This window comes from Martinezella sp. CNPSo 3795 (genome assembly GCF_057784475.1).
Window position 1 is genome coordinate 41,961 of sequence record NZ_JBXSOQ010000010.1, and the last position, 11,757, is coordinate 53,717.

General features: G+C 58.3%; 10 protein-coding genes. 5 read left to right on the forward strand and 5 right to left on the reverse strand.

Annotation, left to right across the window (positions count from 1 at the left end; genetic code table 11):
* Positions 1 to 236: 236 nt before the first annotated feature.
* From AC13QY_RS24010 to AC13QY_RS24030, 5 genes are all read right to left on the reverse strand, one after another.
* Complete coding sequence (locus tag AC13QY_RS24010) at positions 237 to 1,022, reverse strand: SDR family oxidoreductase (RefSeq protein ID WP_028755043.1); 786 nt, start codon at positions 1,020 to 1,022, stop codon at positions 237 to 239.
* Positions 1,023 to 1,062: 40 nt separating this feature from the next.
* Positions 1,063 to 2,013 carry a sugar-binding transcriptional regulator gene (locus AC13QY_RS24015; protein ID WP_028755044.1) on the reverse strand — a complete coding sequence of 317 codons (951 nt, stop codon included), beginning with the start codon at positions 2,011 to 2,013 and terminating at the stop codon, positions 1,063 to 1,065.
* 22 nt (positions 2,014 to 2,035) lie between these two features.
* Positions 2,036 to 3,505 (reverse strand): FGGY family carbohydrate kinase, encoded by a 1,470-nt coding sequence (locus AC13QY_RS24020; RefSeq protein WP_488493999.1) that lies wholly within the window; start codon positions 3,503 to 3,505, stop codon positions 2,036 to 2,038.
* A gap of 80 nt (positions 3,506 to 3,585) precedes the next feature.
* Positions 3,586 to 4,548, reverse strand: a complete 963-nt coding sequence (locus AC13QY_RS24025) for a transketolase family protein (protein ID WP_488494115.1) — start codon at positions 4,546 to 4,548, stop codon at positions 3,586 to 3,588.
* The gene (locus AC13QY_RS24030; RefSeq protein ID WP_028755047.1) at positions 4,548 to 5,357 is read right to left on the reverse strand and encodes a transketolase; all 810 of its coding nucleotides are present in this window, start codon (positions 5,355 to 5,357) and stop codon (positions 4,548 to 4,550) included. The genes AC13QY_RS24025 and AC13QY_RS24030 overlap by 1 nt, the downstream gene beginning before the upstream one ends.
* Positions 5,358 to 5,614: 257 nt before the next feature.
* Here AC13QY_RS24030 and AC13QY_RS24035 point away from each other — a divergent pair, with 257 nt between their 5' ends.
* The 5 genes from AC13QY_RS24035 to pepD are packed head-to-tail and all read left to right on the forward strand — an operon-like array spanning position 5,615 to position 11,742.
* Entirely contained in the window at positions 5,615 to 6,652 is a 1,038-nt protein-coding gene (locus AC13QY_RS24035) for a sugar ABC transporter substrate-binding protein (RefSeq protein ID WP_028755048.1), read from the forward strand.
* 34 nt (positions 6,653 to 6,686) lie between these two features.
* A complete protein-coding gene (locus AC13QY_RS24040) occupies positions 6,687 to 7,715 on the forward strand; it encodes an ABC transporter permease (RefSeq protein ID WP_081670465.1) in 1,029 nt (342 codons plus the stop codon).
* A 10-nt stretch (positions 7,716 to 7,725) separates the two neighbouring features.
* On the forward strand, positions 7,726 to 9,264 hold the full coding sequence (locus AC13QY_RS24045) for a sugar ABC transporter ATP-binding protein (RefSeq protein WP_488494000.1): 1,539 nt from the start codon (positions 7,726 to 7,728) through the stop codon (positions 9,262 to 9,264).
* Entirely contained in the window at positions 9,261 to 10,256 is a 996-nt protein-coding gene (locus tag AC13QY_RS24050) for an ABC transporter permease (RefSeq protein ID WP_028755051.1), read from the forward strand. The genes AC13QY_RS24045 and AC13QY_RS24050 overlap by 4 nt, the downstream gene beginning before the upstream one ends.
* A gap of 22 nt (positions 10,257 to 10,278) precedes the next feature.
* Entirely contained in the window at positions 10,279 to 11,742 is a 1,464-nt protein-coding gene (pepD, locus tag AC13QY_RS24055; protein WP_488494001.1) for a beta-Ala-His dipeptidase, read from the forward strand.
* Positions 11,743 to 11,757 lie beyond the last annotated feature (15 nt).

Sequence of the window (11,757 nt, forward strand, 5' to 3'; positions counted from 1 at the left end):
CCCGCCCGGACGTGACAAAGCTACTCTCGTCGCGCAAGACATAATGTCGAAGTAAACGGAATCGCACCATCGTTCCGAGAGCGAGTTCTACTTACGGACGAGATGCTGGATCAGTCACGTTACCGCGAAAATCTTCTCAAGCAGATCCTAGCAGGGCGCCTCAACAGAGTGGGAGTACGGCGCGCTTTGTGTCGCATTGAGCGGTCCCCAGGTGACTTCATGGAAGGACGCGTTGACTACGACATGATCAGGCCGCCGTCGACGTTGATCGTCTGGCCCGTAATGTAGGCCGCGTCCGCAGAAGCAAGGAACGAGACCAACGCGGCCACCTCGGCCGGAGTGCCAGCCCGCCCCATCGGGATCCCCTCAACCCATTCGGCCATGAGCTCGCCGGGACCGTATTCGCCGAGCATCTGACCCCAGACACGATCATTGTAGTCCCACATCTCGGTGTGAATGATGCCGGGGCATATGGCGTTTACCGTGATGCCTTCCCGGGCGAGTTCCTTGGCCAGACTTTGCGACAGGCCGACGACACCGAACTTCGATGCGGCGTAGTGCGGAGTGTAAATGAATCCTTGGCGAGCCTGTCCAGACGCGGTATTAATCAGGCGCCCCTTCATGCCGCTTGCACGGAAGCGTCGGATTGCCTCCTGGCAGCAAAGGAAGACGCCCTTCGTGTTAACATCGAGGTTGAGATCCCATTCACGCTCGGTGAGGTTTTCGACCTTTGCGATAGTGATCACGCCAGCATTCTGCACCGACACCGAGATCGCTCCAAGCTTGGCTTCGGCTTCGGCGTAGGCTTCCCGGACTGCCTTCGCATCGGTTACGTCGAGCGCCAGACCAATGATCTCTGCTCCCGTCTCGTTGGCAAGTGCCGCCGCTGCTTCGAGAGTGTCCTTCTCGATAGCTGCGATAGCAACCTTGGCGCCTTCTTCGGCAAAGCGCTTTGCGATGCCTCGGCCGATGCCTTTGTTGCCTCCGGTCACGAAGACGGCTTGGCCTGCGAAACGATTCATGGTCTTTCCTCCATAATGCGCAGCAGGCCGCCGATTAAGATCAAGCCGTGAGCCGTGCTGCTGTGAATTTGTCGGTTACGAGAAGATCGATGATACCAAGCTTCAAGGCGCCAGCGATTGCTTGTGTTTTCGATTCCCCGCCGGCAAGCGCCATTACTCGATCGGTCCTGCGGAGTTCCTCCAGCGTTATCCCGATTACGCGCTCGTTCAGCGGTGTCTCGACAGGCTTTCCATCCTTGTCGTAGAAGCGGTAGGAGATTTCGCCCACTGCGCCAGCGTCCTGCAACATGGCCATTTCCTGGCGAGAGAAGGTGTTGCCGGACCGGGCGAGGAGTTCGGACGGCTCTACGGCGCCGACGCCAACTATCGCGAGGGTGAGCCGACCAAAAAGGTCCATCGTCTCCCGCACCACCGGGTCTGCGAGCATAACCAACTTTGCTTCTCGCGAGGATGTGATCCCTTGCACCAGAAGTAGACGCGGCTCGCCTCCAGTGAGCCTCGCGAGCCGTGCCGTCAGCTGAGTGGCGTGCGTTTGGACGGAAGCGTCGCCCATGCCGCCGAGGATCTGCGCTACGTATTTTGCCTTGCCGTTCTTGAGCGGATGGATGTTGTCCACCATTCGCAGAATGGTCTGGCTCCAGCTGGACACACCGACGATCTCGTCCTGCTGGAACGTGATTTCCAGAAAGTGCGCTGCGGCCTCGCCGATACGGGCCATGATTGCCCCATCGCGATCTTCCGAGCAGTCGACAACAATCGCTTCCGTCAAGCCGTATCGTTCGCGGAGCGCTGTCTCGAGTTCCGCGAAGGTACCTGCGGGAGGAATGACTGTCGTCCTGACAATATCCTCCCGTTCCGCCCGCTTCAGCATGCGTGATACCGTAGCTTGCGACATCCGCATTGTGTCCGCGATCTCTGACTGACGCTTCCCCTCGACGTGGTACATCTGCGCTATGCGCGCGATCAGTCGCAGTTCGTTTACGCGGCCCATATAGATCTCCAAGCATGAATTTTTATTCACTCATAATTGAAGAAGGCCGAACGGTCGAGCGGTAGATCGCTTCCTGCCAGACCGTCAAGCGGGCAACCGCGTCTGACTGATTTGGCGACAGGATGGTAACGGATCGCGGAAGGGCAGCTATCGCAGGGAGATCAGGCCAGACGCCGAGCGAGATCCCAGCGAGGTATGCTGCTCCCAGCGCCGAAGCCTCCGGAGCGTCGCATTGTATGATTTCGTGGTTCAGCGTGTTCGAAACACATTGCATGAGGAAGGTGCTCTTGCTCGGACCGCCGTCCGCGTAAAGCCGACCCAAAGGCGTTGGTGACTGGGAGGATATGGCTTTGAAGACGTCATGAACCTGAAACGCTATAGAGTCCGTTGCTGCGCGTGCCATCTGCGCTCGACTTGTGTTGAAGGTGATTCCAGTGAACGTCGCGCGGGCATCGGACTGCCAGTACGGAGCTCCCAGGCCAACGAAAGCAGGAACGAAACCGGGACCGCCGGGTTCTGCAGTCGCAGCGAGTTCGATCAGCGACTGTACATCTGCCACGCCTAGCATGTCGGCCATCCACGGCAGGGCGGCGGCAGACACCAGTATGTTGCCTTCAAAGGCATAGGTTGCCTGACCGCCGATCGACCAAGCGATCGTGGTGGTAATACCCTGCTGAGGCGCGATGAAGCGGGGCAGGGTCGTCATGACCGAGGACCCTGTACCAAAAGTCACCTTGCCGTCGCCGGGGTTGAATGCGCCGTGACCAAAGAGCGCGGCGTGGCTGTCGCCTATCGCGGACGCGATCGGGATGCCATTCCTGAGGCCCGGTACGTTTTTCGTCACCCCAAACAGTGACGAACTATCTTGGACTTCAGGCAGTGCTGATTTCGCTATGCCGAACAGGTCGCATAGTTCGTCACTCCATACCTGACGTTTGAGATCGTAGAGCTGGCTTCGAGCGGCATTGGCGGAATCGCAGGCGTGGACCGCACCTCCGGTGAAGCAGTGAATGAGCCACGCGTCGATCGTTCCGAGGCGGACGTCGCGGCCAGCGGGTGCTCGGTCGAGCAGCCACTTCTTCTTCGGGCCGGGAAACATGGGATCGATTGGCAATCCGGTGAGGGCCTGAACACGCTCTGCGTATCCCAGTGAGACTAGGTCGCCACACGCGGATGCGGTGCGGCGGCATTGCCAGCTCACGACAGGTCCCAACGCTTCACCAGTCACCGCATCCCACATGGTGACGGATTCACGCTGGTTGGAGATGCCGACGCCAATAATGTCTACTTCTGGACCCGACTGAAGACAGGCGGAAATCGCTTCGAGCACTGAATCCCAAAGACGGGAAGGGCACTGCTCAACCCATCCCGGCTGTGGGTGCTCGATCCCTACCGGAGAGGCGCCACGCGATAGGATCTGTCCATCGGTCGACACCAGTACAGCTTTCGAATTCGTCGTGCCCTGATCGATGGCAAGGATGGCAGTATTCATGACGGCTCCGGTATACAGAAATAGGGGCGCGGCGAATGGGAGGTGTTGCCGCGCCCGGCACGAAATCTGTTCGCGCAGGCTTATGCGCGGGAGGTTTTTCGTGCAATCAAGGCTATCGCGGCTTCCGCTATGGCATTGGGAGACATGCCGAACTCATCCAGCAGGAATTCCGCGGAGCCTGTTGGCGCAAAGATTCCGGGAACACCAAGCATCTTCATCGGCACAGGTGACTCTGCGACCACGATTTCGGCGATCGCCGATCCGAGTCCTCCAAAGGTCGAATGTTCTTCCGCGGTCAGGATGGCGCCAGTATCGCGAGACGCGGCGACAACCGCATCCACGTCGATCGGCCGGACCGTTGCCATGTTGAGGACACGCGCTTCAGTACCCTGTTCGGCAAGAATGGCGGCCGCCTTCATCATACGATGTGTCAGAGTACCGTTAGCAACGAGCGTAACCGCGTCCCCGTCGCGCAGAAGGTTGGCCTTGCCGAGCGCAAATTTGTGGTCAGCCGGAAGAAGGTCCGGAACGCCGACACGCGAAAGACGCAGGAACACGGGGCCTTCGTAGCTGGCGGCCCACTCGACCGCTGCAGCTGTCTCGATCGAATCGCATGGCGCGACGACGGGAAGATTCGGCAGTACTCGTGTCCAAGCGAAATCTTCGACCGAGTGATGGGTCGGACCCAGTTCGCCGTAAGCCATACCGGAGGAAATTCCGATGATTTTGACGTTGGCGTTCGAGTACGCGATGTCGGCTTTGATTTGCTCGAGGGATCTCCCCGTAAGAAAGCATGCGGCGCCACAAACGAACGGCAGGAGGCCGCCATTGGCAAGACCAGCGCCAACTCCGACCATGTTCTGTTCAGCGATGCCGACGTTAACGAGACGCTCCGGCCACTTCGATTTGAAGCCGCCAAGCTTGGACGAGCCGACGGAGTCGTTACAGACGGCGACTATCTTAGGGTTCTCGGCTCCCAGACGCTCCAGAACGCCGACAAACGCGTCGCGGCAGTCATGGAGCTTCGGTGTCACGGCGTTCATCAAATGGCCTCCGAAAGGTCGGCTACTGCGATCTTGTATTGCTCGGCATTAGGTACTCTGTGATGCCAGTCAACGGTGTCCTGCATGAAGGAGATGCCCTGACCCTTGTTGGTGTGGGCGACGATGCAATGAGGGCTGTTTCCACGCTTCTCAAGTGCAGGCACGATTTCGTCCATAGCGTTGCCGTTGATCTCGGTCACATCCCACCCGAAGGCCTCCAGCTTGGAGGGGAAGGGCGCGAGATTATTGGTATCGCTCAACGAAGCTCCCTGCTGGAACCGATTGTGATCGATGATGAGCGTGAGATTGTCGAGGCCGAACTGGGCAGCTGATGCAATTGCCTCCCAGTTGGAACCTTCCTGCATCTCGCCGTCTCCGGTCATGACGTAGGTATGAAACTTCGCTCCGGTCAGTTTTGCCGCTTTTGCCATTCCGACCGCAACCGGAAGACCATGGCCGAGGGGGCCAGTGTTTGTCTCCACTCCGGGAACCTTATTGCAGTTCGGATGTCCATTGAGGCGTGAGTGCGGCTTCAGGAACGTTGAAATCTCGTCCTCGGGAATGAACCCACGTTTCGCCAGTGTCACGTACAGTGCCAAGGCCACATGGCCCTTCGAGAGCACGAACCTATCGCGATCGGGGCGCTTCGGCTCCTGCGGGAAAACCCGCAGCACCCGGAAGTAAAGCGCTGTCAGGATGTCGATAGCGGACATTTCGCCACCGATATGCCCTGCTCCGGCTTCGAATACCGCTTTCAAATCGCGGAGGCGTATCTCACCAGCGATGCGGTCGAGATCGTTCGGCTGCATGTAAACCTCACAGTGAATAAATATTCAATACGTAAAATAATTACACGATGTGGGAATATGTCAAGCGGTTTCCAGTCCGATTTCATGTTGGGTGGTTGCTAAGCGAATAATTATTCCTATTGCGTTGAATATTCCACGTGACTTAGATCGTCCCACTGCAAAGAGCAGGTGGAGGAGTTCAAATGAAAAAAATCGGTAATTCTCATTTCGCGTCTTTCATTGGCGCTGGTGCGTTTTCGCGTCGTAAGATCTTGACTATGGCGGGCTCTGCTGCCCTGGCCATTACGATGCATTCCGCGGTAATGGCGGGCGGTCTGGACAAAAACGACATCCAGCTTGTCACCGTCATCCAGACGAATACTAATCCTTATATGCTCCAGTGGGCCGCGGGCTCGCAAGCGTTCGCTGACTCGGTCGGCCTTCCGCTAAAGACGATCGTGTCGAACGGCGATTCCCAGCAGCAGTTGGCGCAGATCCAAGCGACGATCGCCGCGGGCAAGAAGGTCGTCGTGACCATCAACCCGATCAATAGTGCGGACGTCCCGGCAATCGTCAAGGCGGTCACGCGTTCTGGCGGCTTCATAACGACCCAGTGGAATAAGCCGGAAGGCTATAATCCATGGGATGTTTCGCCGAACTATGTCGCCCATCTCACATATGACGGCTACTCGGCTGGCAAGTGGACTGGCAAGGCACTCTTCACGGCAATGGGCGGCAAGGGTGGCATCATCGCCTTCAAGGGCGTCCTTGACAGCCCGCCCTCCAAGCAGCGTTACGATGGCATGAATGAGGCTCTGAAGGATTTCACGGGCGTCAAGATCCTCGACACGCAGGCGGCTGGCTGGGATCGCCAGAAGGCCTATGACATCACCAAAACCTTGCTGACCAAGTACGGTGACGAGATCAAGGGTGTATGGGCCGCCAGCGACTCCATGACTCTCGGCGCCTACGCTGCTTTCCAGGACGCAGGCCGACTCGGGGATGTGAAGTTCTCGGGCAATGACAACACTGAGGAAGCTCTAAAGCTGATCGACAGCGGCCCGAACTTTGTCGATACATATTCCTCCGACGGCTACTACAACGGCGCTCTGGGCCTTGCGATGGCCTACGAGGCTGCGATCGGCAAGCTGGACGTGTCGAAGCTGACCAATGATCAACGCGCGGGCAACTACTCGCAGTTCGGCGTCGACAAGACGAATGTCAAGCAGCAGCTCAAGGCGCCGACTGGAGAGGAGATCATGGCAGAGATCAACAAGGGCCTATTCGCCCGCTTCGTTGGACCTGAGCTGAAGTAATCCTCAACGCGGATTGAAGAAAGGCGAGAGAGTCATGTCACGCTCCGATAATCTCATATCCAATGGCCACGGTGCTCTGGTGTCCGCCGGATCCAAGCACAGCTTGAGGAAAGCGAGGAAGGAATGGCTGGGCCCTCTCGTCGCTCTCGCGGTTGTGATCGTCATCCTGTCGGTTCTAAGGCCATCCACCTTCCTTACGTGGGAGAACTTCCGGGCCATCACCGACCAGGCTTCGATCCCGCTCATTCTCGCGATGGGAGCGTCATTCGTCATTCTGATGGGATGCATCGACCTCTCGATCGAAGGAGTGATGGCAACCGCTGCCCTGATTTTCGTTCTTCTTTCGGGTAATAGCGTCAACTCGCTGGATCTCGGAATAGGAGCGCCATTGATCGCGCTTCTCGCGGGAACCGTGATGGGGCTGCTTACTGGCCTCATTCACACCGTGTTCCGTGTCCCGTCATTCATGGTGTCTCTAGGAACCTGGTTCATCGGCCTTGGTATCGCGACCGTCCTTTTCGGCGACTCCGTTCCACAGCTATCCGGCGACCTGACGCGCTCCTGGGCGAGCGCTTCGCCGCTCGGCGTGTCAAACGCTTTTGTTGTCGCCGTGGTTTTTGTGCTAGTCGCCAAGTTCGTTAGCGACAACACGTCGATGGGACGCTTCACCTATGCGATCGGCGCCGATGAAAGCATCGCGTCGCTGAATGCGGTCCCGGTCAACCGATACAAGGTCTACGTCTTTGCACTCGCGGGCTTCTGCAGCGCCCTGGCGGGCGTGATCGGCAGCAGCCGACTTGGCGTCGGCGTCGTCGACCTCGGCAGTGGCCAGCTCTTCCAGACGATCGCCGCTGTCGTCATCGGCGGGACTTTGCTTTCCGGAGGCAAGGGTGGTGTCATCAACTCTATCTGCGGGGTACTGCTCGTGGTCGTAATCAACAATGGCCTCATCCTCATGGGAGTGAGCCCTGTCTTCCAGCGTGCGGTCTCGGGCCTCGTCATCGTAGTCGCCGTGGTCGCCACCGCATTCAACCAGCGTTCGCGTCTGCGGATCGTCAAGTAGGAGATCGGCCATGCAGGGGACAGTTCCATTCTCTCTTCGCAACGTGTCGAAGAGCTTCGGCCCGGTGAGGGCGCTGAACAATGTCAGCCTCAGCATCAGAGCCAATGAAGTGGTCGGCCTGATTGGTGAGAACGGCGCGGGGAAGTCTAGCCTGCTCAAGGTTCTTTCTGGCACCTACCAGCCGGACACAGGTGATATTCTCGTCGGCGGACAGAAGCGGACATTCACCAACCCTGCTGCCGCGGCCTCCGCGGGCATTGGCGTCGTCCATCAGGAGCAGTCTCTCGTCACCAACCTTTCGGTCGCGGAAAACATCCTGATATCGACCCGCGCAACAATGTCAGGCAACAAAGACGGCAAGGTTCGCTTCGGCATCTACAACTGGCGCAAGATCAACGACGACGCCGCGGAAATCCTGGAGCGCATCGGCTCGACAATTGACCCGAAATCGAAGGTGGAAGACCTGTCTTTTGCCGATCGGCAGATGGTCGAAATCGCCAAGGCCCTTCAGATTACTAGGCAGCCGGGCGTGCAACCGATCATTGTCCTCGACGAGCCGACGTCTGTTCTTGAAGACAACGATATCCAGCAGCTCGAGCACGAAGTCAGGCGTCTGAAGGAAATCGGGTCCGTTATCTTCGTGTCCCATCGCCTCGACGAGGTGATGAAGTTCTGCGACCGGATCTGTGTGATGCGGAATGGCGAAGTGGTCGGCGAGCGTTTAACAAGTGAGGTGAACGAAGACGAGTTGTTCCGGCTGATGACGGGGCGACACGCTGAGACGACTTCGCGCGAGCGCAAGAAATCGTTTAGCGACAGCGCGGTGGTCCTCGATCTCGAACGCCTTGAGGCAAAGGGTAAGTTCTCCGGGATCTCTTTGAAGGTCCGAAGCGGAGAGATCCATGCTCTCGTGGGTACGAACCATTCTGGTCGCGAAGAAGTCTGCCGAGCAGTCTTCGGCGCCGAAGAGTTCGATGCCGGAACCGTCCGATACAACGGAAAGGTCGTTTCGCGACCAAGCTTGCGGGGAAGTGCCTATGGCGGGATCGCTTATCTCCCCTCCGAGCGAAAGGTCGAGAGCATGGTGGCGGGAATGACCGTTGCCGAGAACCTCCAGCTGACGCATCGGGGTGAACACGCATCCGCGATCTTCGTTAATCCGGGTGCTCGGCGTGAAAAGACCAAGGAATGGATTTCGAAGCTGAGCATCCGGCCTCCAATTCCGGACGCGGACATCGCTTCCCTCAGCGGCGGCAATCAGCAGAAGGTAGTCCTTGCGAAGTGGCTCGAGGATCCGAAGCTTTCCTTGCTCATCCTCGACCATCCTACCCGAGGCATCGATCCCGGTGCGCGCGAGGACGTCAGTAAGCAGGTTTTCGCAGCATGCGAAAAGGGCGCCGCAGTGCTGTTGATCGCTGACACGCTAGAAGAAGCGATTTCTCTGGCTGATACCATCACCGTTATGCGCGATGGTGAGATCACCGCCACGTTCGACCTCAACTCTGGTTCGATCCCGACCCATGCCGAACTTGTGGGGAAAATGATATGACAATGGAGGTTACCCAGGTGAACTCGCCCGCGGACATGTCGAAAGCCAAGATCGGCTCCGCAAATCTCAAGGCGTTCGCGCCACTCGCCGTGCTGCTGATCCTTCTTGGCATCATCTCTATCTTTCAGCCGACTTTTGTTGGCGGCGTAGGTCTTGAGATCCTCGCCTACCAGGCAATTCCGATCCTGTTGCTAGGCTTGGGCCAGTTCGGCGTAATCCAGCTCGGCCGCATCGATCTCTCGAGTGCGACTGTGGCGGTGCTCGCTTCGGTCTCGGTCGCCCAGCTCCTGGAACCGCTCGGCATGTTCGCTCCGATCGCCACGATCGGCATCGGTGCAGCAGCCGGGTTCGCCAACGGCATGGTCATCAACTACTTTCAGGTACCATCGTTCGCCGTCACGCTTGGTGCTATCGGTGTCTGGCAATCGCTTTCGCTTGTGATCGCAAAAGAGACTACTGTGTACGTCTCCGCAAATGGCGAAATCATCGACTGGCTCGACAGCTTCCAGATTGGCGGATACTCCGCTGCCGTCTTCATCGGCCTCTTGCTTGCCGTCGTGGCATGGGCTGTGATGCGCTGGACCCGTTTCGGCACCTTTGTGAAGGCAATGGGCCTCAATGAGCGGGCCTCGATCATGTCCGGAGTCCCGACCGCCGCCGTGACAGTGGCGGTGTTCACGATCTCCGGCGCGTTCGCGGCCCTCGCTGGGATCGTCCTGACTGCGCAGCAGGGAACCGCTTCCGCGTCCGGGCTCGGTGTGGGTCTGCTCCTGCCGTCCATCGCGGCGACGATCTGTGGCGGCGTGGCCCTGACTGGTGGCGTCGGTAGCGCGCTCAACGTCATCGTTGGATCCATGATCATCGCACTCATCCCGGTTGGCAGCTCTGTGGTCGGCATCGATCCGCGTTACCAGCAGATCGTATACGGCCTGGTCGTCATCCTTGCAGTGATTCTGACGATCGACCGCACCAAACTCAAATTCGTGAAATAACAAGCCTAGACGGGAGATTTCCGTGACTACTTTCGAAGAGCTTGAACCCAAGGAAGTGTTCAATCATTTCGCCGCTCTTTCTGCGATCCCGCGCGGTTCGCAAAACGAGAAGCAGGTCAGCGACTACATCGTGAATTTCGCTAGAGAGCGGTCTCTCGAAGCGTATCAGGACAAGATGTACAACGTACTTGTTAAGAAACCTGGCACTCCCGGCTATGAAAACGCGCCGGCACTCATTCTTCACGGCCACATGGACATGGTATGCGAGAAGGACCCGGGGGTCGAGCACGACTTCACGAAGGACGGCATCAAGCTGATTGTCGACGGCGACTATATCCGTGCGGACCGGACGTCCCTCGGCGCTGACAACGGCATTGGTTGCTCCTTCATCCTAGCGTTACTGGACTCCAAGGATATTCCCCATCCTCCATTGGAAGCCGTAATGACCGTCATGGAGGAGATGGGCAAGGTCGGCGCATCCGAGTTCGACGTCTCCCAGCTCGAGGGCACTCGGATGGTCGACTTCAACTGGGTGACCGACGAGCAGATCCTTGCGGGTTGCGCGGGCGACATTTCCTGCACCATCGATGTCAATGCTGAATGGGTGACCACTCCCCCGAACACGCAGGCACTCTCGCTCAGCATCGGCGGGCTGCTCGGAGGACATTGCGAATTTGACATCCACCTCGAGCGAGCCAACGGCATTGTGGTTCTGGCGCGCATCCTCAACTCACTGGCGAAGACGTACGATGTCCGGATTGGCCGCTTTGAGGGTGGGGCCCAGAACAACGTCATCCCAGCACATGGCGAACTCGTGCTCGTGGTTCAGCAAGCCGATAAAGCTGCAATTCTGGATGCTATCAAGGAGCTTGAAGCGACGCTCAAGAGCGAGTTCTTGGTCGCCGACCCGGGTCTGAAGGTCACTGTAACTGACGCAGAACTTTCATCCCGGATCTATTCGCAGACAGCAACCCGCCGTGTCGGCCGCATTGCGGCTCTTCTGCCCAATGGCGTCATCAGCATGAGCAGGTCCATCGACGGCCTCGTGGAGAGTTCAAGCAACCTCGGGACCGTGCGTGCGACCGACGACGGATTGACTTTCACCTGCACGATTACGGCGGGTGTGTCCTCGCGAAAGCACGACATCTTTGAACGCATGCGTGAGCTGGCCGAGATGGCCGGCGGCAGAACGGAGTTCAAGCAGTTCGGACTGGACGCCCCGGAGTTTCCGCCGACCCCGAATTCGAAATCTGTTCCCGCAGCCGTAGCAGCTTTCAAGACTGTCCACGGTCGCGAACCAGAAGTTCTTGTATCCTCCTGCAGCCTCGAGCTCGGCTTTTTCGTCAACCGCATCCCTGGACTGGATACGGTGGGCATTGGAACCGAACTGCAGCACCTGCACTCGACGAAGGAGCGTGTGAGCCATCCGTCGGTGGCCCGCTCGTGGAAGGTTGTCCGCGACTTCGTGGGACGCTTGAAGGACTGATTCAAGGATTCGGCC